Source organism: Sphingobium indicum BiD32 (assembly GCF_000382885.1).
GTDB classification, from domain to species: domain Bacteria; phylum Pseudomonadota; class Alphaproteobacteria; order Sphingomonadales; family Sphingomonadaceae; genus Sphingobium; species Sphingobium japonicum_C.
On the sequence record NZ_CAVK010000025.1, the window covers coordinates 22024 to 44444 of the forward strand.

At 63.9% G+C, this 22421-nt stretch carries 20 protein-coding genes, 1 tRNA gene and 1 pseudogene; 10 read left to right on the forward strand and 12 right to left on the reverse strand.

All coding sequences use genetic code 11. The features are described from left to right. Positions 1-163: 163 nt before the first annotated feature. From EBBID32_RS02785 to EBBID32_RS02800, 4 genes are all read right to left on the reverse strand, one after another. The gene (locus EBBID32_RS02785; RefSeq protein ID WP_006950209.1) at positions 164-1369 is read right to left on the reverse strand and encodes an ABC transporter permease; all 1206 of its coding nucleotides are present in this window, start codon (positions 1367-1369) and stop codon (positions 164-166) included. A 190-nt stretch (positions 1370-1559) separates the two neighbouring features. Next, on the reverse strand, positions 1560-2261 hold the full coding sequence (locus EBBID32_RS02790; protein WP_006950211.1) for an ABC transporter ATP-binding protein: 702 nt from the start codon (positions 2259-2261) through the stop codon (positions 1560-1562). Positions 2262-2266: 5 nt separating this feature from the next. Next, positions 2267-3748: an efflux RND transporter periplasmic adaptor subunit gene (locus tag EBBID32_RS02795; protein ID WP_006950212.1), complete on the reverse strand. Its 1482-nt coding sequence runs from the start codon at positions 3746-3748 to the stop codon at positions 2267-2269. Next, the gene (locus EBBID32_RS02800; RefSeq protein ID WP_006950214.1) at positions 3745-5211 is read right to left on the reverse strand and encodes an efflux transporter outer membrane subunit; all 1467 of its coding nucleotides are present in this window, start codon (positions 5209-5211) and stop codon (positions 3745-3747) included. The genes EBBID32_RS02795 and EBBID32_RS02800 overlap by 4 nt, the downstream gene beginning before the upstream one ends. 159 nt (positions 5212-5370) lie before the next feature. Between EBBID32_RS02800 and fabD the strand changes: the two genes are divergently transcribed. The 3 genes from fabD to fabG are packed head-to-tail and all read left to right on the forward strand — an operon-like array spanning position 5371 to position 7848. Continuing rightward, positions 5371-6306: an ACP S-malonyltransferase gene (gene fabD, locus EBBID32_RS02805; RefSeq protein WP_006950216.1), complete on the forward strand. Its 936-nt coding sequence runs from the start codon at positions 5371-5373 to the stop codon at positions 6304-6306. Next, positions 6303-7109: a crotonase/enoyl-CoA hydratase family protein gene (locus tag EBBID32_RS02810; RefSeq protein ID WP_006950218.1), complete on the forward strand. Its 807-nt coding sequence runs from the start codon at positions 6303-6305 to the stop codon at positions 7107-7109. The genes fabD and EBBID32_RS02810 overlap by 4 nt, the downstream gene beginning before the upstream one ends. 1 nt (position 7110) lies before the next feature. Then, on the forward strand, positions 7111-7848 hold the full coding sequence (gene fabG / locus EBBID32_RS02815) for a 3-oxoacyl-[acyl-carrier-protein] reductase (RefSeq protein WP_006950220.1): 738 nt from the start codon (positions 7111-7113) through the stop codon (positions 7846-7848). On the opposite strand, the gene EBBID32_RS02820 is transcribed toward fabG, so the two are convergent. Further along, entirely contained in the window at positions 7802-9043 is a 1242-nt protein-coding gene (locus EBBID32_RS02820; RefSeq protein ID WP_006950222.1) for a glycosyltransferase family 87 protein, read from the reverse strand. The genes fabG and EBBID32_RS02820 overlap by 47 nt on opposite strands. A 206-nt stretch (positions 9044-9249) precedes the next feature. Here EBBID32_RS02820 and EBBID32_RS02825 point away from each other — a divergent pair, with 206 nt between their 5' ends. From EBBID32_RS02825 to mltG, 3 genes are all read left to right on the forward strand, one after another. Further along, a complete protein-coding gene (locus EBBID32_RS02825; protein WP_006950224.1) occupies positions 9250-9483 on the forward strand; it encodes an acyl carrier protein in 234 nt (77 codons plus the stop codon). Positions 9484-9662: 179 nt separating this feature from the next. Continuing rightward, positions 9663-10922 carry a beta-ketoacyl-ACP synthase II gene (gene fabF / locus EBBID32_RS02830; RefSeq protein ID WP_006950228.1) on the forward strand — a complete coding sequence of 420 codons (1260 nt, stop codon included), beginning with the start codon at positions 9663-9665 and terminating at the stop codon, positions 10920-10922. A 10-nt stretch (positions 10923-10932) separates the two neighbouring features. Continuing rightward, the gene (mltG, locus tag EBBID32_RS02835) at positions 10933-11904 is read left to right on the forward strand and encodes an endolytic transglycosylase MltG (RefSeq protein ID WP_006950229.1); all 972 of its coding nucleotides are present in this window, start codon (positions 10933-10935) and stop codon (positions 11902-11904) included. A 114-nt stretch (positions 11905-12018) separates the two neighbouring features. Here mltG and EBBID32_RS02840 read toward each other — a convergent pair whose 3' ends face one another. Together EBBID32_RS02840 and EBBID32_RS02845 are read right to left on the reverse strand one after the other, a co-directional pair. Continuing rightward, entirely contained in the window at positions 12019-12438 is a 420-nt protein-coding gene (locus EBBID32_RS02840; RefSeq protein WP_006950235.1) for a hypothetical protein, read from the reverse strand. A gap of 71 nt (positions 12439-12509) precedes the next feature. Continuing rightward, positions 12510-12929: a hypothetical protein gene (locus EBBID32_RS02845; RefSeq protein ID WP_006950243.1), complete on the reverse strand. Its 420-nt coding sequence runs from the start codon at positions 12927-12929 to the stop codon at positions 12510-12512. A 109-nt stretch (positions 12930-13038) separates the two neighbouring features. Here EBBID32_RS02845 and EBBID32_RS02850 point away from each other — a divergent pair, with 109 nt between their 5' ends. Continuing rightward, positions 13039-13578: a peroxiredoxin gene (locus EBBID32_RS02850; protein ID WP_006950244.1), complete on the forward strand. Its 540-nt coding sequence runs from the start codon at positions 13039-13041 to the stop codon at positions 13576-13578. Continuing rightward, on the forward strand, positions 13575-14078 hold the full coding sequence (locus tag EBBID32_RS02855) for a 2'-5' RNA ligase family protein (RefSeq protein WP_006950245.1): 504 nt from the start codon (positions 13575-13577) through the stop codon (positions 14076-14078). Before EBBID32_RS02850 ends, EBBID32_RS02855 begins: the two co-directional genes overlap by 4 nt. A gap of 229 nt (positions 14079-14307) precedes the next feature. Here the strand turns inward: EBBID32_RS02855 and EBBID32_RS02860 are convergent, their stop codons facing one another. The 3 genes and pseudogenes from EBBID32_RS02860 to EBBID32_RS02870 form a co-directional block, all read right to left on the reverse strand. Continuing rightward, entirely contained in the window at positions 14308-15534 is a 1227-nt protein-coding gene (locus tag EBBID32_RS02860) for an NAD(P)/FAD-dependent oxidoreductase (RefSeq protein WP_006950247.1), read from the reverse strand. 134 nt (positions 15535-15668) lie between these two features. Beyond that, a pseudogene (locus EBBID32_RS24735) lies at positions 15669-16208 on the reverse strand (ABC transporter substrate-binding protein); the annotation flags it as partial. Between the two features lie 48 nt (positions 16209-16256). Next, positions 16257-17585, reverse strand: a complete 1329-nt coding sequence (locus EBBID32_RS02870; RefSeq protein ID WP_006950251.1) for a PAS domain-containing protein — start codon at positions 17583-17585, stop codon at positions 16257-16259. 188 nt (positions 17586-17773) lie between these two features. On the opposite strand from EBBID32_RS02870, the gene EBBID32_RS02875 reads away from it, so the two are divergent. Further along, positions 17774-17849, forward strand: a tRNA-Thr gene (locus EBBID32_RS02875). 91 nt (positions 17850-17940) lie between these two features. On the opposite strand, the gene EBBID32_RS02880 is transcribed toward EBBID32_RS02875, so the two are convergent. Continuing rightward, positions 17941-20388, reverse strand: a complete 2448-nt coding sequence (locus EBBID32_RS02880) for a TonB-dependent receptor (protein ID WP_006950255.1) — start codon at positions 20386-20388, stop codon at positions 17941-17943. Positions 20389-20474: 86 nt separating this feature from the next. After that, positions 20475-21365, reverse strand: coding sequence for a LysR family transcriptional regulator (locus EBBID32_RS02885; RefSeq protein ID WP_006950257.1), 891 nt, complete (start codon positions 21363-21365; stop codon positions 20475-20477). Positions 21366-21451: 86 nt separating this feature from the next. Here EBBID32_RS02885 and EBBID32_RS02890 point away from each other — a divergent pair. Then, positions 21452-22421: acyl-CoA dehydrogenase family protein (locus EBBID32_RS02890; protein WP_037488385.1), on the forward strand; the 970-nt coding region annotated here is incomplete at its 3' end.

Below are 22421 nucleotides of genomic sequence, written 5' to 3' on the forward strand. Positions count from 1 at the left end.
TTGGAGGAAGGAAGGTGGTTCGCGCGGAGATGCGGAGGCGCGGAGAATAAGTGTTTGGCAGAGCCGCGACGCGATCAGGCCATGGCTTTACCCAGCTATGGCGAATGATGTTTGGGTTGCGTCGCTTTCCCTCCGCGCCTCCGCGTGAAATAATAAAGGCCGCTTATTCGTGCCGCAGCGCGTCTATAGGGTTGAGCGCGGCGGCGCGGCGGGCGGGGAAATAGCCGAACACCACCCCGATGACGGCGGAAAAGACGAAGGCGATGAGATTGACCTTCACGTCGAAGATGAAGGGCACCTGCATCAGCGGCGCGATGGCGAAGGAGGCGAGCAGAGCGAGCAAAAGGCCGATCACCCCGCCCAGGCAGGACAGCACGATCGCTTCGACCAGAAACTGCATCAACACTTCGCCCGCCACCGCGCCGATGGCAAGGCGGATGCCGATCTCGCGGGTGCGTTCGGTCACCGACACCAGCATGATGTTCATGATGCCGATGCCGCCTACCAGCAGGGATATTGCCGCCACCGCGCCGACGATCTGGGTCAGGATGGTGGTGGTGCCGGTCAGCGTGTCGCTGATCTGCTTGGTGTCGAAAACGTTGAAATTATCCTCGCCCCCCGCCTTGATCTGGCGGCGTTCGCGCATCAGTTCTTCCAGGCTTTTCTGCACGGTCGACGTGTCATAGGCGTCATCCACCGCGATCATGATCTGGCTGATGTCGCGATTGCCGGTGAAGCGGCGCTGGACGAACTTGATCGGCATGACGACGACATCGTCCTGATCGCCAAAGCCGCCCTGACCGCGCGTCGCCAGCGCGCCGATAACCTGACAGGACACGCCCTTGATCCGCATCCGCTGGCCGATCGGGTCGCCGCCCTGAAACAGGTTGGTGCGCACCGTATTGCCGATGATGCAGACCGGGCGACCGGCCTCTTCCTCTTCGGGCATGAACAGGCGGCCGCTGGCGACCTTCCAGCTTTGCACCTCGAAATAGGCGGCGGTGGTACCATAGACGGTGGTGGACCAGTTATTGCCTTCATAAATGGCGGTGCCGCTGGACTGGGCCATGGGCGCGACGGCGCGCACGCCGGTCAACTGGCTTTCGATGGCGGTGAGGTCCGCCGGTTTGAAATCGGGCGGACGCGGCCCGCCACCGCCACGGCCAAAGCCCTGGCCAGGACGCAATTGCAGCACATTTGCGCCGAGCGAACTAATCTGTTCCCGCACCGCCGCGGTCGCGCCATTGCCCAGCGTCACCATGGTGACGACGGCGGCCACGCCAATGATGATCCCCAGCGTGGTCAGGAAACTGCGCAGCTTGTGCCGGTTGATCGCGCGAAAGGCGAGAATGATGGTGGTGCCTAGCATGACGATCCTTTCCTCTCCCCAGCGGGGAGAGGGATGCGGAGACTTGGCAGCTTGCTGCCTAGCCGTAGCTGGGAGAGGGGGAGAGCCAAAGGCTGTGTCCAGCCCCCTCTTCCAACTTCGCCTAACCCGCTGCGCGGGTAAGGCTGCGTATCCTTCTCCCCCAAGGGAGAAGGTTTGACTTGCGCGCGGCTCACGCCGCCAGCCCCTTCTCGACCCGCTCGACCAGCCCGTCGCGGAAATGCACGATGGTTCGTGCGAACGCCGCCATGTCGGGTTCATGCGTCACCATCAGCACAGTGATGCCGCTATTTTTGTTGAGGTCGGTCAGCAATTCCATGATTTCGATCGACCGTTCCGAATCCAGATTGCCGGTCGGTTCGTCGGCCAGCAGGACGTCCGGGCTGGTGACGATGGCGCGGGCTATGGCGACGCGCTGTTGCTGGCCGCCGGACAGTTCGGCGGGGGTATGATCCCACCATTGTTTAAGGCCGACCTTGTCGAGCGCGGCCATGCCCATGTCGTAGCGGGTCTGCTTGTCCTCGCCGCGATAGAGCAGGGGCAGTTCGACATTCTCCAGCGCGCTGGTGCGGGACAGCAGGTTGAAGCCCTGGAACACGAAGCCGAGATAGCGGCGGCGCAGCAGCGCGCGCTGGTCGCGGTCGAGCGTTTCAACATGATGCCCCTTGAACAGGAATTCGCCCGCCGATGGCACGTCGAGACAGCCCAATATGTTCATCGTCGTCGATTTGCCGGAGCCGGACGGTCCCATGACCGCGACGAAATCGCCCTGCGCAATGTCTAGGTCAATGCCCTTCAAGGCCTGAAACTCGGTCGCGCCGCTGCCATAGACTTTGGTGACACCGCGCAGGGTTATGATCGGGTCCACGCTCATGGCGATCAGGGCTTGGCCGTCACGGGCGCGGTTTCGGGCGGGGCGTCGCCCGAATTGCCCAGCTTGCCCACGGTCGCAGGCGTGCCGTCCGTCGCCGGGTTGCGCGGCGCGCTGTCCTTGCGCGGGGCGCGCTGGTCTGCGCCATTGCGCGCCTGATCTTCGGCCGGTGGCTGCTGCCCGGCGGCCAATTGCCCGGTGATGACCCGCATCCCCGGCTTCAGATCGCCGCCCGTGACGACGGTGCGCGAACCATCGCTGGCGCCGACCACGACCTGGATCGCCTTGGGCTTGCCCTCTGCATCCACGACATAGACGGTCTGGCTGCTGCCCGCGCCAAAGCTGACTTCGCGCGCCGGGCGATTGCCGCGGCGGCGCGGCATCAGCGTGCTGGTGATACCGCCACCCTGTGCCGCACCCGCGCTGGGCTTGAAGCGCAGCGCGGCATTGGGGACGAGCAGCACGTCATGCAATTCCTGCGTCACGATGTCGGCGGTCGCGGTCATGCCGGGGCGCAGCATCTCGTCGCTGTTATTCACGGTCAGCACGGCGGTATAGGCAACGACGGTTCCCGACGAACTGCTGGTCGTACTGGTCGTGGAGGAGGATGTGCTGGCGCTGTTCGACCCGACATTGACCCGCGTGACCTTTGCCGGGAAGCTGCGGCCGGGGAAGGCATCGACGGCGAAGGTCGCGCTCTGGCCGTCCTTCACCTGGCCCACATCGGCTTCGTCTACCGACACCTCGACCTCCATCTGGGTCAGATCTTCGGCCAGGGTGAACAGTACCGGGGCGTTGAGCGATGCCGCGACGGTCTGGCCCGGTTCGATGTCCCGCGACAGGACCACGCCGTTCACCGGAGACACGATCTGGGCGATCGTCAGGTTGGTCTGGGCCGAGGATAATTGCGCGCGTGATACGTCCACCTGCGCCTGTGCCGATCGCAACGTGGCAAGCGCGCCTTCATAATTGGCGCGGGCCGAATCGATCTCGGTCTTGGCAGGCACTTTGCCGCCCGACAGCTGGAATACATTAAGCTGCCGGTCGAGCGTCGCCTTGGCCAGCGCGACCTGCGCCTGGGCCTGTGCGACCTGCGCCTGTGACGCGGAGACCTGCGCCCGGTTCTGGTTCACCGTGTCGACCAGACGGCGCGTATCGAGTTCGGCCAGCCGCTGGCCCTTCACCACCCGGTCGTTCACATCGACATAGACGGCGGTGATCTTGCCCGATTGCTCAGACCCGACATCGACCTGATTGACGGGTTTCAGATTGCCGGTCGCCGATACGCTGACCGTCAGGTCGCCCTTGCGCACTTCGCGCGTGGCGAAATTGGGCTGATCCTCACCCACGAAACAGCGGCTGACGAGCAGCACGAGCAGGAGCAAACCGACGCCGATCGCGCCGCGCACCGCCCATTTGCGCCATGGCCTGGCCGGTTTCGCGCCCAGAAATGCGTCCAGAGCCGGATCGGTGGTGGTATCATTGCTCATTCTGGGCGGCTTTCCATGCTCTGCCAGCCGCCACCCAGCGCATTGTAGAGCTGGGCGAGGGCAAGGATTTCGTCCGACCGCGCGCCAGCCAGGCTGTTGCGCGCGTTCAAAAGGGTGGATTCGCTGCTGGACAGCGTCTGGAAGTCGGTCAGGCCCGCCTGATACTGGCTACGCGCCAGGATGGCGGCATTGTTCGACGCGTCATAAGCGGTGGCGAACTCCGCCTTACGCAACCGCGCGCTGGTCAGCGACGCCATGGCGTTCTCGACATCCTCCAGCGCACCCAGCACGCTTTGCTTATAGGCCGCGAAGGCGCCGTCGGTGGCCGCCTTCTGCGCGCGCACCTGCGAGGCGAGGCGGCCGCCGTCGAAGATGGTCTGCGCGACATTGGCGAACACGCCACCGGTGATCAGGCTGAACAGGTCGCTGAACGCATTGGAGGTGGTGCCGATATTGCCGCTGATGCCGAGCGAGGGGTAAAGCTGCGCCTGCGCCACGCCGATCCGCGCAGTGGCGGCGGCGAGCGAGCGCTCGGCGCTCCGCACATCGGGCCGCTGGCGCAGCGTGTCGGCGGGGATGCCGGTGGTGATGTCGATCGCGGCGGTGGGAATGGGGGCGGGGGTTTCGAGCGCACGGGTCGCGGCCCCCGGTGCCTGGCCCGTCAGGACGGCTATGCGGTTCAGGCTGCCGCGCAGGCTGGCCTCGATCTGCGGGATGGATGCGCTGGTCTGCGCCAGTTGCGCGCGCGCCTGCTGCTCGTCGAGCGACGAGACAAGCCCCGCCTGCAACCGCCAGCGGGCAATGTCATAATTATCCTGCTGCACCTGCCGACTGTCGCGGGCGACGCGCAACTGCTCCTGCGCCAGCCGCGCCTGCACATAGTTAGTGACGAGTTCGGATATGATCGTCATCCGCACCGTCGCCAGATCATAGCCCGATGCGGTAAGGTCCGCGCGTGCCGCTTCGGCGCTGCGCGACAATTCGCCGAACAGGTCGATTTGCCAGCTGGCGTTGGCGTTTGCCGAATAGCTGCTCGACCAGTTGCTGGAGCCAAGGCTGATGACATTGCCGCTGCTGTCGGTTCGGGTGCCGCCCGCCTGACTGCGGTAATTTTTGCCGCCGCTGCCCGATCCGCTGATCTGTGGCAGGAAGGACGCATTGGCCTGAACCAGCGATTCCCGCGCCTGCCGCAACCGCGCCTGCGCCTGAACGACGTCGAGATTGGCGGTGACGGCGGTGTCGATCAGCGCGGACAGAGCGGGATCGTTGAGGCGCGTCCACCATTGGGCAAGCTCTGCGTCGCTGACAGGTGCGCCGCCACCCTGATCATAGGCGGCGGGGACGCCGAGCGCGGCAGGTTGCGGCGCGCGATAGTCCGGCCCCGCTGCGCAGGCGGAGAGGGCAAGCGCCGATCCCGTCATCCAGACAATGCGATATCGCACCTTTTCCTTGCACTCCGTCATCGTTAAAGGGGCCGTCATTCAGTCCCCCGGCAAAGGGGGCAGGGTGTCGGATGCCTGCCTGCCGCAGTCATGTGTATGCCTCAATGCCATTTATGTCTCAAAGTGTAACACCATTGAAATTACGCGCTTTTTTACAGCGCTTGGGTCAGGGGATGACGAATGCGGGCTTTTCTATTTCCGGGGCAGGGCAGCCAGTCTGTCGGCATGGGCAAGGCGCTGGCCGATGCCAGTCCCGCCGCGCGTGAACTGTTTCAGGAAGTCGATGACGCGCTGAAACAAAATTTGTTCCGCATCATGATCGAAGGGCCAGAGAGCGACCTGACCCTGACCGAAAATGCCCAGCCGGCGATCATGGCCAACGCCATCGCCACGCTGCGGGTGATGCAGCGCGAAGGCGGCTTTTCGCTGAGCGACAAGGGCGATTATGTCGCTGGCCATAGTCTGGGCGAATATAGCGCCCTGTGCGCGGCCGAAGCGTTCGACCTTGGCACGACTGCGCGCCTGCTCAAGCGGCGCGGTTACGCCATGCAGGAAGCGGTGCCGGTGGGCGAAGGCGCGATGGCGGCTCTGTTGGGGGCCGATATAGAGAAGGCGCAGGCGCTGGCCGACGCGGCGGCGGAGGGGGAGGTCTGCACCGTCGCCAACGATAATGACCCAAGCCAGGTTGTGATTTCCGGCCATCGCGGCGCGATCGAGCGGGCCGTGGCGATGGTGAAGAACCATGGCATCAAGCGCGGCGTGCTGTTGCCGGTATCGGCGCCCTTCCATTGCCCGCTGATGCAGCCCGCCGCTGACGTCATGGCGCTTGCGCTCGCCGATGCGACCATCAACCCGCCGCTGCTGCCGGTCTATGCCAATGTGCTGGCTGCGCCGATTGCCGACCCCGATGACATCCGCGCGCGGCTGGTCGAACAGGTGACGGGCCGGGTGCGCTGGCGCGAATCCGTGGCCGCGATGTGGGAAGCGGGTGTCACCGAATTCGTCGAACTGGGCGGCAAGGTGCTGGGTCCGATGGTCAAGCGCATCGCGCCCGACGCGACCATACGCAGCGTCGTGACGATGGACGACATCGAAGCTGCGCTGGGATCGATGTGAGCGACGCCTCTGTCCTCACGCAGCGCGACGGGCCGGTGCTGACGGTCACGCTGAACCAGCCCGACCGGCGCAACCCGATTTCGGACCCGGCGATGGTCGATGCGCTGTGTGCGGTGTTCGATCAGGCGGATCGGGACATATCGGTCCATGTCGCCATACTGACCGGGGCGGGCAGCGCCTTTTCGTCGGGTGGTGATCTGAACGCGATGCGGCCCGACGCGGGCGGTTTGCGTGCCGGGATGCCCGCGCAGACGCGGCGCAATTATCGTGCGGGTATCCAGCGCCTGCCGTTGCTGTTCCAGGCGATCGAACTGCCGGTGATCGCGGCGGTCAACGGCCCGGCGATCGGTGCGGGGATGGACCTGAGCCTGATGTGCGACGTGCGGATTGCGGGCCAGTCGGCGCGTTTTGCCGAAAGTTTCGTGAAGCTCGGCCTGGTGTCGGGTGATGGCGGGGCATGGCTGTTGCCGCGCATCGTTGGTTTCTCCAAGGCCGCGCAATTGTCGCTGACCGGCGAGACGATCGACGCCGCCGAAGCGCTGCGCATCGGTCTGGTGAGCGATGTGGTGCCGGACGAGGATTTGATGGCCACCGCGCGCCAACAGGCTGACGCCATCGCCGCCAACCCGCCCCATGCGACCCGCATGACCAAGCGCCTGCTGCGCGCGGCGCAGACGGCGGAGCTTTCACACATATTGGAAATGGCAGGCGCGATGCAGGCGCTCGCCCATGCGACGGCAGACCATGACGAGGCAATCAACGCCTTCTTCGACCGCCGCCCGCCGACATTCAAGGGAGACTGACATGTTCGATCTGACAGGCATGACCGCGCTGGTGACCGGCGCTTCGGGGGGGATTGGCTCTTCCATTGCGAAGGCATTGGCCGCGCAGGGGGCAACGCTCGCGCTTTCGGGCAGCAATGAGGATAAGCTCAAGGCGTTCGCGACCGAACTGGGTGGGGATCACAAGACCATCGTTTGCAATCTCAGCGATCCGGCATCGGTCGATGCGCTGGTGCCGCAGGCGGTGGAAGCGCTGGGCAAGATCGACATCCTCGTCAACAATGCCGGGGTGACCCGCGACAATCTGATCCTGCGGATGAAGGATGAGGAATGGTCGAGCGTGATCGCGATCAATCTGGAGGCCGCGTTTCGCCTCTGCCGTGCGGCGGCCAAGCCGATGATGAAGGCGCGCTTTGGCCGCATCATCTCGATCACGTCAGTCGTGGGCGTCACCGGTAATCCGGGCCAGTCCAACTATTGCGCGTCGAAGGCGGGCATCATCGGCATGTCCAAGTCGCTGGGTCAGGAACTGGCCAGCCGGGGCATCACCGTCAACTGCGTCGCGCCCGGCTTCATCCGATCGGCCATGACCGACGCGCTCAATGACGCGCAAAAGGGCGCGATCCTCCAGAAAATCCCGGCGGGCGATCTGGGCGATGGCGATGATATTGGCGCAGCGGTCGTCTATCTGGCGAGCAAGGAAGCTGGCTATGTCAACGGCCAGACGCTGCATGTGAACGGCGGAATGGCCATGATCTGATGCCAGCGAGCGCGCCATCCAGCAGGATGGCGCGCCGGCTCGCCAGTACCAGCACGGCAATGGCAGCGATCAGGTTGACGGGGATCAAAGTCATTTCCGACACAGCCCGGCCAAACAGTGGCGCGATCCAAGCATAGGCCAGCCATGTCGGCTCCCAGCGCAGCGTGCCCCGCGCGGCCATGTCCGCCGCCATGAAAGCGATCGCGACGCCCAGCAGCACGAAATCATAGTCCAGCACATAGGGCGTGCAGAGCAAAGCCGCGCTCAAGGCTGCTGCGCCGCGCACCGCCATGGACCCGCGCCGGGCGACCAGCGCCGCCGCCGCGATGGCGAGCGCGGATATGATCGCCTGCACCGCATAGGCGACAGCAATGGAGCCGCCCCATTGGCGGATCGCGGCGAACGGGCTTTGGATCTTCTCCCAGCCAGTCGCGCCTGCCTCTATGATGATATGCTGGGTCAGCGGCAGGGAATCGATAAACGCCTGCCACACCGGCCAGCCCCAGATCGCCAGCGTCAGCAGGCACAAAGCCGTGGCCGTAAGCCCGGCCGACAGGAAGGCGCGCATATTGCCGCGCGCCAGGATCAGCACCGGGATCAGCACGGCAAATTGCGGCTTATAGACCAGAGCGCCGAGCAATATGCCCGCGACCCATGGTCGCCGGTCGAGCAGCAACATCCCCGCACCCAGCAGGCTGGCGGTCAGAAAGGCGTTCTGGCCATGGCCCAGGCACACCAGCACCACCGGTGCGCCCAGCGCGACCAGTATCGCGTCGCGATCATCGGGCAGGATGCGCCGCACCAGCGTCACCACCAGCGTCAGGCTCAATCCCTGCCAGATCAGCAGCGCCGCGACATAGGGAAATTGCGCCAGCAGCGTCGCGATGATCAGGAAGGGCGGGGGATAATGCCAGCCGTAAAAGGGGATGGCGTCATTATGATGGACCTGCTTCTGCACCGCGTGCTGCGTGGGCCAGTCCCACGCATCCGGCGCGCGACCATGATCGGCCATCTGTCCTGCGGTCCAGACGTTGGAAAAATCGGTGCCCAGCGGCCGTCCGAGCGAATCCACCGTGCCATGCGCCATGGCAAATAGCGTGCAAAGGCCGATGATCGTCGCTGCCAGAACCAGCATCGCGGTCAGCCGGACACGCGCACGGGTGATGAAGCGGTCGGTGGCTGGCGGCATGATCATGGCCCAATCCTTCGCACAAGCCGCTGAAATTTTGGTAAATGAAGCGTTGCCATGGCCCGATTGGCGCTATTTTGTTGCGGAATCATGGCCTGGCGCGAATGTGGGGGCTTGGCGGCCTTGCCTCTTGCCTGTATCGGCGCTTGGCACTAGGGCTGCCTTAACAGTTATTCAGAACCACCAACGATACCCAGTAAGAAGGACCACTCATGAGTGAGACCGCGGATCGCGTAAAGAAAATCGTCGTCGAGCATCTGGGCGTTGAAGCCGAAAAGGTGACCGAGGATGCGAGCTTCATCGACGATCTGGGCGCTGACAGCCTCGACATCGTCGAGCTGGTGATGGCGTTCGAGGAAGAATTCGGCGTCGAAATCCCTGACGATGCGGCTGAAAAGATCGGCACCGTCAAGGATGCGATCGATTATATCGACAGCAAGCAGTAAGGCGCTTTGCGGCCTGCCCCCAGGGGCGGCGGGCCGGTAATGCGTTGAGAGAAACGGCTCCTCCTGTCCGGTGATTCCGGGGTGTGGGGAGCCTTTTCGTATCTGGCGCGCCGTTCACAACCGCCACACAAGCGGCTAAGGAACAGCCAGGCGCCAACAAGGAATTTCGGAGCTAGCATATGCGTCGTGTCGTCGTAACCGGTCTTGGCATGGTGACCCCGCTTGGCGGAGATGTCGAAACCACGTGGAAGAACATCATCGCGTCCAAATCCGGCGCGGCGACGATCACCCGGTTCGACCCCACCGACTATAAGTGCCGCATCGCCTGCGAAGTGAAGCCCAAGGACCATGAGTATGGCTTCGACGCCAATCTGGAGGTGGATCATAAGGTCCAGCGCCAGGTCGACCTGTTCATCGTGTTCGGCATCGCGGCGGCGAGCGAAGCGCTCAAGGATGCGGGCCTGCTCAACATGACCGAGACGGAGCGGCTGCGCGCCGGTTGCTCGATCGGGTCGGGCATTGGCGGCCTGCCGGGCATCGAAAGCGAATCGCTGGTGCTGGCGAACAAGGGGCCAAGCCGGGTCAGCCCGCACTTCGTCCATGGTCGCCTGATCAACCTGATCTCCGGCCAGGTCAGCATCAAATATGGCCTGATGGGGCCTAACCATGCTGTTGTTACCGCTTGTTCGACCGGCGCCCATTCGATCGGCGACGCCGCGCGGATGATCGCGATGGACGATGCCGACGTGATGCTGGCGGGCGGCGCGGAAAGCGCGATCTGCCCGATCGGCATCGCCGGCTTCTCGCAGGCGCGCGCGCTCAGCACCGGCTTCAACGACGATCCGACCCGCGCCAGCCGCCCCTATGACGTCAACCGCGACGGCTTCGTCATGGGCGAGGGCGCGGGCGTGGTCGTGCTGGAGGAATATGAACGGGCCAAGGCGCGCGGCGCGAAAATCTATGCCGAAGTGCTGGGCTATGGCCTGTCGGGCGACGCCTATCACGTCACCGCGCCGCATCCCGAAGGCTCCGGCGCGTTCCGTTCGATGGCGATGGCGCTCAAAAAGTCGGGCCTCAGCCTTGAAGATATCGACTATGTGAATGCCCATGGCACGTCGACCCCGCTGGGCGACGAACTGGAGCTGGGCGCGGTGCGCAAGCTGTTCGGCGATCAGATCAGCGCCATGTCGATGAGCTCGACCAAGTCGGCGATCGGCCATTTGCTGGGCGGCGCGGGCGCGGTGGAAAGCATCTTCTGCATCCTCGCCATGCGCGACGGCATCGTGCCGCCGACGCTGAACCTGGATGAACCGAGCGAAAGCTGCAAGGGCGTCGACCTGGTCCCCCACGTCGCCAAGCAGCGCAAGGTGCGCGCGGTGCTGAACAACTCGTTCGGCTTTGGCGGTACCAACGCCTCGCTGATCATGAAGGCGCTCTGAGGCCATTTCCATGCGACGGCTTGGCTGTATCATCTTGGCTGTCGGCCTGGCCGTTGCGGCCTTCATCGCCTTCCGCTTCGTGGTGGGCTGGACCGAGCAAGGCCCGGCGAAACAGGATATCAGCATCGTCGTGCCGGACGGGGCGACGCTGTCGGATGCGGCGGTGCTGCTCAAGCGTTCGGGCGCGGTGCTGTCGGCGGACGCTTTCCTGACGCGGGCGAAGATATTTGGTGGCGGCACGTCGATCAAGGCGGGCGAGTTCGTCATCCCCGCCGGTGCCAGCAACAGCGATATCCTCTCGATCCTGCAGGGCGGCAAGACGCTCACCCGTCTGATCACCATCCCCGAAGGCATGCCGTCGATCCTGGTGCATGAGCGGCTGATGGCGAACGACCAACTGACCGGCGACATCCCGGTGCCGGAGGAGGGCAGCGTGCTTCCCGACAGCTACGCCTTCGACAAGGGTGAGCGCCGTGCGGCGGTGCTGGCGCGGATGCAGGCGGCGATGACCAAGGAACTGGCCAAGCTATGGGCCGAACGCGCGCCGAACACGGTCGCCAAGAGCCCGCGAGAGGCGATCATCCTGGCCAGCATCGTCGAAAAGGAAACGGCCCTACCGTCCGAACGGCAGATGGTCGCGGGCGTCTATGGCAACCGGCTGCGCACCAATATGATGCTGCAGGCTGATCCCACGATCATCTACCCGATCACGCGCGGCAAGCCGCTGGGCCGTCGCATCCGCAAATCGGAAATCGCGGCGGTGAACGATTACAATACCTATGCGATGGTTGGCCTGCCCAAGGGGCCGATCGCCAATCCGGGTCGACTGTCGATCGCCGCCGTGCTCCATCCGGCGCAGACCAAGGCACTCTATTTCGTCGCGGACGGCAAGGGCGGGCATATCTTTGCCGATACCTACCAGCAGCATAATGAAAATGTGCGCAAATGGTTCGAGATCAGGCGCGCGCGGGGGGAACTGTAACGCCACCGTCATCCTGACGACCCGAAGGGCAGCGTAGCTAATGTCAGGATCGAGGGCATCATTGGGCAGCGCGGGCTAGCCTCGATCCCGGATCAAGTCCGGGATGACGGCGGTTTACCCCAACACCCCTCTGGCCTTCATCGCCCGCGCGTACAGCAGTTGCGCAACCCCGGCGACGAAGATCAGCGCAGGCACCAGCACCGCGTCCCATCCCTCGACCGCCAGCATGTCGGTCGCCAGGAAATTCTGTGCAAACAACAGGATGATCGCCGCCAGCGACAGCGCATAGACAGGCACCGCCAGCGCCTTCTTCAACAGCAGCAACACCGCCCCCAATGTGCCCGCGCCCACGGCGACCCCGAATACCACCCAGACCCAGCCGGGCATCTGGCCATAGACCCGCGCTCTATCGGGCGCGGTTCTGGCGAGGGCATCCATGTCCATCGCATATTGGGCGGCGAAGGACATATCGCCCAGCAAATTCCACGCCAGCGCGGCAAGACCGATGGCCAGGAAAGAACGCGGTGTCGGCATGGGACCAGTCCTTTCCTGCGGCTTCCCGCGCTGGCGCTCAAGCGATTTCCAATCGGATCAACCGCTCCAAGTCAGCGCAGCACGCCCTTGCCCACCAGATTGCGGGCATAGAGGAGTTGCACGATGGCCATCACGACGATGAAGGCGGGGAAGGCCAGCACGGACGGTCCCTTTACCGCCAGCAGATCGGTGCCAAGGAAGGTGTAGCCGAACTGCACGATCACCGCGATGAGCGAAATCAGGAACAGGGTCGCGGCGGCGGCCTTTTTCATCAGCAGCAGGATCGCCCCCAGCGTGCCTGCGCCCACGGCAATGGCGTAAGCGATCCAGACCCATGACGGCATGGTCGCGAACGCCTGCGCGGTGGTCGGATCGCTCTTGGCCAATTCGGTCAGGTCGGCGGTATATTGCATGACGAAGGCAGCCAGCCCCATCAGGTTCCACAGCAGCAATATGATGACAATGATGGTGAAATATCGTGATATGTTCATGATCCAATCCCTCCCTCTTATGGCGTGTCCCGTTGCAGGGCCGCCGTTGACCGATCATATACTTGTTGCAGACCGCGCGGAAGCGGCGAGACCATTAAGGACATGAACCATGCTGGGACGATCCGTACCGAATGTAATCCTCAAGACTCGCGTGCGCGACGAGAGCGTGGAGGGGCCGAACCCGTTTCGCTGGCAGGACGTCCAGACTGGCGATCTGTTCGCGGGCAGGCGGGTGGTGGTGTTTTCACTCCCCGGCGCCTTCACCCCGACCTGTTCGACCGAACAATGCCCGGCATTCGAGCGCAGCTATGATGATTTCAAGGCGCTGGGCGTGGACGATGTCTATTGCATATCGGTCAACGACGCCTTCGTCATGTTTCAGTGGGGCAAGCAACTGGGGTTGCAGAAGGTCAAGCTGTTGCCCGACGGGTCGGGCGACTTCACCCGTCGCATGGGGATGCTGATCAAGAAAAATCATCTCGGCTTTGGCGACCGCAGCTGGCGTTATGCGATGGTGGTGGACGACGGCAAGATCGTCGGCTGGTTCGAGGAACCGGGGATCAACGACATTGGCGCAGATGAAGATCCCTATGGCGAAACCATGCCCGAACCGGTGCTGGACTGGCTGAAGGCGCATCCTGCCGGGTGAGTGCGCCGATTATCGTCAGCGCCTTGATGGGCGCGGCGGACTTTGCCTGGGCGGATGGACTGCGCCGCGCGCATTTCCCGCCAGAACGCAATATGCTGTCCGCGCACATCACCCTGTTCCACCATCTGCCGCCCTCTGCATTGGGGGAGGTAGGGGACCGGATCAAGGCGCTGTGCCGGGGCCGCGCACCGGTCGCACGGCTGAGCGACGTCATGCTGCTGGGGCAGGGGGTGGCCTACCGGATCGACAGCCCGGATCTCATGGCGATGCGCGATGAAATGGCCGACGCCTTCACCGGGCTTTTGACCCCGCAGGATCAGGCCCGGCCGCGTCTGCATGTCACCGTCCAGAACAAGGTGAAGGCGGCGGAGGCCAAGGCGCTGGCGCAGGCTTTGCGCGCCGATTTCCAGCCCCGCCCGTTCGTCATTGCCGGGCTTGCCGCCTGGCATTATCGCGGTGGGCCGTGGGAACTGGCGATGAAGGCCAGTTTTCGGGGGTAGGGGATGCTCCATAATCCTCCCCAGTGATCTCCGCCAAAAGACAGGTTTATCGCATATGAAACCGCCCCTTCCTTCATCGTCATCCTGAATTTATTTCAGGATCCATTTCTCGTCCCAAGCGGCGGATTTTGGGGCACGATGGATGCTGAAATAAATTCAGCATGACGTCGGAGGGACAACGAAAAATCTGATGCAAATTCCCTCCCCCAAAGGGGAGAGGATTAAGCGCTTAAGCCAGCCCGACTTCCTTCAACGGCACGCTGGCGTCGGCCAGTTGCGCCTGATCCAGCACCGCGCCGGACAATACATGGGCGCGGCCCTGGACATAATCCTTGACCATGTTGACGCAATCGAGCGCGATCACCTTGCCGCCCTTCAGATAGACGACGGAAAAGCTGCGCGCCGCCGGGTCGCCGCGCAGGATCGCCTGATCATAGCCGGTCGAAAGGCCCACGGTCTGGAGTTTCAGATCATATTGGTTCGACCAGAACCATGGCACCGCGTCATAGGCTTCTTCCTTGCCCATGATGTGCGCCACGGCGGTCTTGGCCTGGTCATTGGCGTTCTGCACCGATTCCACCCGCATCTGCGCGCCACCGGCAAAGCGGTTGGCGTGCGCGGCGCAATCGCCCACGGCATAGATGTCGGGCAGGCTGGTGCGGCAATATTCATCCACGTCCACGCCATTGCCACCCGCAGCGCCAGCCGCGATCAGCGGGCCGGTTTCGGGGATGATGCCGATGCCCACGATCACCATGTCGGTGGCGATCCGCTCACCATCGGCCATCAGCACGGCGGTCGCCTTACCGTCGGTCACCTCGACACAGTCCATCCGCGCGCCGGTGCGCAGGTCCACGCCATGGGCGCGATGCTCGGCTTCGTAGAAGCGCGACAATTCCTCACCCGCGACCCGCGCCAGCACCCGGTCGAGCGCTTCCAGGAGCACGACTTTCTTGCCGAATTTGGACAGGACGGCGGCCGCCTCCAGCCCGATATAGCCACCGCCGATGATCGTCACATGGTTGATGCTGTCGATCTTCGCCATCATCGCATCGACATCGTCGCGGCGGCGCACGGCATGGACATTGGCGGCGTCCGCGCCATTGCAGGTCAGCATCCGGGGGTTGCCGCCGGTGCACCAGATCAGCTTGCCATAGCCGATTTCCTCGTCACCTGCGGTTACGAACTTGCCGACCGCATCGACGCTCTTGACCCGGCGGCCAAGCAGCATGTCGATATTGCGTTCGGGCCAGAAGGTGGCCGGGCGGATCAGGATGCGGTCGAAGCTCTTGTCGCCCGCAAAATATTCCTTGGACAGCGGCGGACGCTCATAGGGCGGGTCCTTTTCGTCGCCGATCATCGCGACCGAGCCTTCAAAGCCCGACTGGCGCAGGGAAATCGCCGCCTGCGCCCCCGCATGGCCTGCGCCCACGATCAACACGTCATAATAGCTCATTGGCCCGCTATCCTCTTTATCCCCGTTGCGCCGCTGATTGGCGCGCTTTGCCGGTGGTGGCAAGGGGGGATATGCGGCTATCCCGGCCAAAAGGGCGCGGCAAATGCTCGCCGCGCCCCCTTATGTCGCATGGATCAGGCGGCGCGGCCGACCGTCGGGTTGCGATAGCGTTCGTGCAGGAAATGCACCACCGCATGACGCGCGGCGGCATATTCGGCCATGTCGAGCGCCTTGAGCCGATCGCGCGGGCGGGCCATGGCAACGGCATGATCCTCGCCAATGCGCGCGGCCGGGCCGTTGGTCATCATGACGACGCGGTCGGCCAGCAGCACGGCTTCATCGACATCGGGGTTGATCCCGCCCGCCGCCAGCCAGTAGCGCAGCCACAAATCATGGGTGCCGCCGGGGAAGGTCATGACCATGGCGATCTTCTTGCCCGCGCCCTTGCGCTGCGCGATCACGTCCTTCATCGACGCGGCATTGATCCCGGCCTTGGCCGCCATATAGTCTTTCGACACCGAAATGCCCTGACCATTGACGTTCAGCCGCGCCAGGATGTTCATCGGCGTCTGCTTGGCCGACACGCCCAGCGACAGGAAATAGGCCATCGGCGTCAGCAGATGCGCGCCGTCAATGCCGGCGCTGCCCGATCCCAACACCAGATTGTCGCGGGTCGCGCGCCCCGCGGGCGATTATTTCAGCGCGTCAAGCGCCGCCTTGACCTAGCGTGCAGCGGCCAGGATCACCCGTTGCGCCAGGTCCGAGCCTTCGGGCAAAGCCGCGACCATTACCAGCGTCCCGTCCGGCTCGCGCCGTGCCACAACGATCGCCAGCCCGTCCGCATCGGTGGCCAGCGCTTGCGGATCGATCGCGGTGGCGGCCTTCATCGCGCTGCGGGCATTTTCGCGCTTGTCCGGGCGCGACGGGGCTTCGGCCCGGCGCAGCGCCCGCTCGTCGCGCACCAACGCCTTGAGGCCGCCGGCATAGGCCGACAGATGGTCGGCCAACATGCCCACGCCCAGGCCCAAGGCCCAGCCATGGTCGAGCGCGGTCGCATATTCGGTGATCCGGGTTTTGTCATATGCGGCGCCGAAAACCAGCTTGATGATCGCGGTCATCGGGCTGCGCGCCTGCACCTTGATGCCGCAATCGGCCAGCAGTTCTGCATAGTCGTCGGGCCGGACCTGCGCCACCAGCGCGAAATCATAGGCCAGGCCAATCGCGCGATAGAGCGCGGCATGGCTGCGCGCCTCGCTGGTGCGGACCTGATCGGCGCCGTCGCGCGCCAGCGCCAGCCAGTCGGCCAGCGGTGCGTCCTCGGTCGGGCTTTCCATGCCGGACAGGTCCAGCGGTTCTTCGTCGAACGAGGCGACGGGCGTAGGCACGGCAGGGGGCAGGGGAGCAGGATCGACCGTCTCGCCGCCCGCCGGACCATCGGCCCATACCGGTACATCCGTTTGCGTCGGCATGGCGTTGGCCAGCGCTGCGCTGACCTCCATTTCCAGCGCCTGCCGTTCGTCGCGGCTGGCCAGTTCCTTCCAGTTGATCACGCCGAACACGAAATCGATCGTCTCGTCATCGGACGAAAAGGGCATCAATATGCCGCGATACAATATCTCCGCATCGCGCTGGTTGACGAATTCCGCTTCAAATCCGATCGGCGCGGCATTGGCGACGATCTGGAGATAATGGTCGGTCAGCCGCGACAGCAGCGATCGCGCAGGCACATCGTTGATATAGCCGATGCTCCCGTCAATCTCGCACTCCTGCCGCAAGGCGGTGCCCAGATAGACGATGGCCGGATTGTCGAGACCGGTGGAAAAATCCAGCAACACGCTGTGCGGGCCAAAATCCTCCAGCTGATCAGGCGCCAGATCCTCGATCGATGGCAGCGCACGGTCACCCAGCAGCGACGCCCAATAATTATAGGCGCGCACCTGCATCCGTCGTTCGTCCGACACCACCGTCAGCGGTGCGTCGATCGCCGCATCCTCGACATAATCGAAGTCGTCCTGGTCGTTGGCGACGTCATGCCCCCGCAGAGTGTCCATCCGGTCGGTCCCTATTTCAGGCAAATTCTACCTCTTTGGGACTCGACAGTGGCACCGGATGGTAAATTTGCCGTAAAGATGGTGCCGATCAACGCCCCGTCCGCCGCGCTGCCTGCAAAAAGACCGACCCGACAATGCAATTGCCCGCTTGTCCTCCGGCCCAACCACTGTTATCTGCCCGCCGCAACGCCGCTTTAGCTCAGTTGGTAGAGCATCGCATTCGTAATGCGGGGGTCACAGGTTCGAGTCCTGTAAGCGGCACCATTTTCCGGCCCTGACCGCCGGATTCTCCCAAATTCAACGCTTCATACGCTTGCCCGCGCCGGAGCCTCTCGCCCCGGCGCGGGCCGCTTGATCAGAATTTGTAACCCAGCGTCGCGCCATAGGTGCGCGGCGGCAGGTAGGTGACGCCGATGATGCGGCCGGTGGAGATCGCAAAGGTGCTGCTTTCGCGCAGCGTGTTGTTGATATTCTTGATCCACAGCGATGCCGTCACCGTGTCCGTCCGGTCGATCCAGCGCAGCGATGCGTCGAACATCGTATAGGCGCGCGTGCCTTCCACCAGCCGCTTGAACTCGGTGAAATAGACATTGCTCTTGCCCGACATATCGCCGCTCAGCGTCAGCGTCCCCGTCTCGGTCAGGACCGGCAGGTCCACCTCAATCCCTGCACTATAGGCCCATGTCGGCGAATTGCGCGTGGGGTTGCCCGCCAGCTGGATGTTGCACGGCGCATTGGCGTTGAGCGCACCGGGGCCGCATGGCGCGCCGAACGCGGTCGGATCGGGATTGGTCACCGGATTATAGGCGGGCTGCCCCGCCTGCGCGACGTTGACCGGGTTCAGCGGATCGACGGTGATGAAGTCGTCATATTTGCTGTCGGTGTAGGAGACCGAACCGCGCAGGCGCACGCCATCGACCGGACGGGCCATCAGGTCCGCTTCCACGCCGGTCGCCGACGTCTTGGCCGCATTTTCAAAGATGGTGGTAAAGCCCGCAGGACCGCCGCCGATCGTCTTGTTGATCTGCAAATCGTCCAGCTTGTAATGATAGGCGGCCAGATTGATCTGCAAGCGCCGGTCGAGCAGTTCCGCCTTGATACCCAGCTCGTGGTTCTTCATTTTTTCCGGCCGCACGATCGTGGTACTGCCTGCCGCATTCTCGCCCGATCCGGCCTTGAAGCCTTCGGAATAGGTATAATAGAGCAGCAGGTCGCGGTTGGGCTGCCATTGCAGGCCGATTTCCGGGGTGAAATCCTTGAACGTCTTTTCGCGGTAGGTGCCCGCAACCGTCGTCTTGCGCACCTGCGCCACGGCGGGGTTGCCATTGGCGGTCAGGATGATCGACGGGTTGGCGCTGTCCACCTTTTCATGGCTGTAGCGGCCGCCCAGTTTCAGCGACACGCCATTGAGACCAAACGCCTCGCCCATGTCGAAATTGAGCTGCCCGAAGGCGGCATAGGCGCGGGTGCCAAGGCTGGATTTCAGGCAGACGCGGTTGGGTGATGTCCCGGCGGGGAAGTTGCACATCGCCAGCGCTTCGGCCAGCGTCACCGAACCCACGGGCGCTGCAACATTGTCGACGAAGGTGGGCCGAGTCGCCAGCACGGTAATATTGGACGCCAGATCGTTGGTCGAACTCAGGCCCACCTGATCGCGCGGACGCTGCCGCTCGTGGAAATAATAAAGGCCAACCACGCCCTTCACGATGGCGCTGTCATATTTGAATTGCAGCTCGTTGCTGAATTGCTGCGCGTCGATGGTGCGGACCTGCACCGACGTCGAGTTGGGCAGGGTCGCGACCAGCGCCGATCCATCGAGATACTGAATGAGCTGCGTCTTGAAATCGCGATAATTGGTGATGTTGCCGATGCTGAAAGCGTCGCTCAGCTCGATGTTGAGCGTGCCGGTGACCGAATAGCTTTTGGTATCGACAGAGGGCGGTTCGTCGCTGCCCAGATCGCGCGGGTTGGTTGCAAAACCGCCCGTGCCGGTCGGGGCCAGCCGGGGGACGCCGGGAAAGGCGGGGCCGCGATAATGGACCGCGCCGCTATTGTCATTCTGGCGGAAATATTCGCCCGACAGCAGGAAATCCACCTTGTCCGACGCGATCAGATGGACCTGCCCGCGCACCATGTAGCGGAACAGGTCATCGACATCGCTGCCGCCCTTGAACGGGTTGCCGCCATAGCCGTCCCGCGCCTCGACCTTGCCAGCCAGACGGAAGCGGATGGCATCGGCGATCGGGCCGCCGACGGCGGCTTCGGCGGTCATGGCATTGTAATTGCCATAGCCCATGCGCGCATAGCCGGCGAAATCTGCGGTCGGCTTGGCGGTGATCAGGTTGATCGAACCGCCCACGGCATTGCGGCCATAGAGGCTGCCCTGCGGTCCGCGCAGCACTTCGACCCGCTCCAGATCGAACAGCGATGTCAGCTGCGCTTCGGCACGGGCGACATAGGCGCCATCGACATGCAGCGCGACGCCGGTGCTGGACCCGGTCGTCGAGGTATTGGCACCGACGCCGCGAATGAACACTTTGGCCTGGTTGAAATCATTGCCGAAGGTGACCGATGGCACCAGCTGCTGGATGTCCTGCAAATTGCTGACCCCGGCATTGGCCAGCTGATCCCCGCTGACCGCGGACACCGCGACGCTGACGTCCTGCAAGGACTGGCTGCGTTTCTGCGCGGTGACGATGATGTCCATGCCGTCGGTTTGCGCCTGAACAAGGGGCGTCAGCCCGATGCCGGAAACCGATGCGAACAAGGCGCACGTGACGCGCGCGTTGATGGATGCTTTCAAAGCGTCTCTCCCTGGAACCGAACATCGTTAAATTGTGTCCTGGGAATACAATTAGCATGGCGCGTGTTGGCGCACAATCGGTCGGGTCACCTGTCTTTAGGACCATGTGGCTTATCGGCCACTATCGCTTCCAGCGCCATCAGGATCGGCGGCAACGCCCGGCTCAATCCCTGTGCGCGCGGGCTGAACAGCAACCCGACCGTGCGCCGCTCGCCAAAATCCTTCAGCGCCGCGCGCGCCATGCCCGGCCAGCCATAGCCCATCGGCATCACTGTCACGCCCAGCCCCGCCGCGACCATCTGCATCACCCGTTCGTCATTGGTCGCGCGAAAGGCGAAATGCGGGCGCACGCCGCGATCGACGAAATAGCGGCTGGTCGCCGACAGCGCCTCGCAATGGCGGCGCACGATCATCACCTCGCCCGCCAGCTCCTCCGCCGCGATCGTTGCCTGTCCTGCCAGCGCGTGGCTGGCGGGCAGGGCCAGGCCATAGCCTTCCTGCACAATCGGCCGCGCCGCATAGCGATCCGCCCCGTCGCGCACCAACGTCAGCGCCACGTCGATCCGTTCCGCGTCCAGCCGCGCCAGCAACTCGCGCTCGGTTCCCGGCACCAGCTCCAGCGCCTGCGCGTCGCCGGGCGGGCAGGCCGCCACCGCCTGCGCCACCAGTGCGCCGGGGATGCTGGTCAGCAGGCCGATGCGCAACGGCGCGACCTGCGCCGACCGCGCGCCCGCCTGCTCGGCCAGGTTGAACTCCCGCTCGATCCGCCGCGCATGGCCCAGCAACCGCGCGCCCGCACCGGTCAGCTCGACCCGCTGGTTGCTGCGCAGGAACAGCGGCGCGCCGACGCTCTGCTCCAGCTTGGCGATACCCACCGACAGGGTCGGTTGCGACACATGGCAATGCGCCGCCGCGCGGGAGAAATTGCCCTGGTCGACCACGGCCAGGAAATAGCGCAGCAGATAGCGTTCGATCATAGATGCAGACTATACAGTTGCGCCCGTCCTTTCAATTTTTCTCTTGGCATTCCAGCCGCTAGGATAGGCGTAATGGAGAGATGCCGATGACCGATTTCGATTTTGCCCTGGGCGAAACTGCGGACATGATCCGCGACACCACGCGCCGCTTCGCTGATGACCGTATCGCCCCGCTGGCGACCCGGATCGATGCGGAGGACTGGTTCCCCCGCACCCTCTGGCCCGAAATGGGCGCGCTCGGCCTTCACGGCATCACGGTCGATGAGGCTGACGGCGGCCTGGGTCTTGGCTATCTGGAGCATGTCGTCGCGCAGGAGGAGGTCGCCCGCATATCCGCCTCCATAGGTCTCAGCTATGGTGCCCACTCCAACCTCTGCGTCAATCAGATCCGCCGCTGGGGCAATGCAGAGCAAAAGGCGCGCTACCTTCCCAAACTCATCTCCGGTGAGCATGTCGGTTCGCTCGCCATGTCCGAAGCGGGCGCCGGGTCGGACGTCATGGCCATGAAGCTGCGCGCCGACAAAAAGGGCGACCGCTATATTCTGAACGGCACCAAATTCTGGATCACCAACGCGGCGGAAGCCGACACGCTGGTCGTCTATGCCCGCACGGCTGAAGGCTCCAAGGGGATCACCACCTTCCTCATCGAAAAATCCATGCCCGGCTTCTCGATCGGGCAAAAGATCGACAAGGTCGGGATGCGCGGATCGCCGACCGCCGAGCTGGTGTTCGACGATTGCGAAGTGCCCGAAGAGAATATCATGGGTCCGCTGAACGGTGGCGCGGGCGTGCTGATGTCGGGCCTGGACTATGAGCGCACCGTGCTGGCGGGCATCCAGCTTGGCATCATGCAGGCCTGCCTCGACGTCGTGCTACCCTATATCCGCGAACGCCAGCAGTTCGGCAAACCGATCGGCGCTTTCCAGCTGATGCAGGCCAAGATCGCCGACATGTATGTCGCGCTCAACAGCGCGCGCGCCTATGTCTATGCCGTAGCCAGGGCGTGCGACGCGGGCCGCACCACCCGCTACGATGCGGCGGGCGCGATCCTGCTGG